The following is a 421-nucleotide window of genomic DNA, read 5'->3' as shown; positions in this document are numbered from 1 at the left end:
CTCTGATTAAAAGTCAGATGCTCTACCAACTGAGCTAATGGCTCGTACTAATGGTGCCGGCGAGAGGACTTGAACCCCCAACCTACTGATTACAAGTCAGTTGCTCTACCAATTGAGCTACCCCGGCAAATAGTATGGAAAATTATTAAAGTAAATATGGTGGAGGATGACGGGATCGAACCGCCGACCCTCTGCTTGTAAGGCAGATGCTCTCCCAGCTGAGCTAATCCTCCAATTATGGGCTTACTATGGAATTTGACCAAATTTGGACAAAAAAATAACCCCAAAGGGTTAGCCTGGCAACGTCCTACTCTCACAGGGACGCGTGTCCCAACTACCATCGGCGCTGAGAAGCTTAACTTCCGTGTTCGGTATGGGAACGGGTGTGACCTTCTCGCCATTGCTGCCAGACTATTTAATT

At 47.7% G+C, this 421-nt stretch carries 2 tRNA genes and 1 rRNA gene; all 3 read right to left on the bottom strand.

Annotation, left to right across the window (positions count from 1 at the left end):
• Nucleotides 1-51: 51 nt before the first annotated feature.
• The 3 genes from M3610_RS27555 to rrf all read right to left on the bottom strand — a co-directional run bounded on the left by M3610_RS27555 (nt 52) and on the right by rrf (nt 411).
• Nucleotides 52-127 (bottom strand) — tRNA-Thr (locus M3610_RS27555).
• A gap of 30 nt (nt 128-157) precedes the next feature.
• Nucleotides 158-233, bottom strand: a tRNA-Val gene (locus tag M3610_RS27550).
• A 61-nt stretch (nt 234-294) separates the two neighbouring features.
• Nucleotides 295-411 (bottom strand): 5S ribosomal RNA (gene rrf / locus M3610_RS27545).
• Nucleotides 412-421 lie beyond the last annotated feature (10 nt).

This window comes from Neobacillus sp. MER 74 (assembly GCF_023714155.1).
The sequence above is the reverse complement of the archived record's forward strand: the minus strand, read 5'-3'. Positions and strand labels throughout refer to the sequence as shown.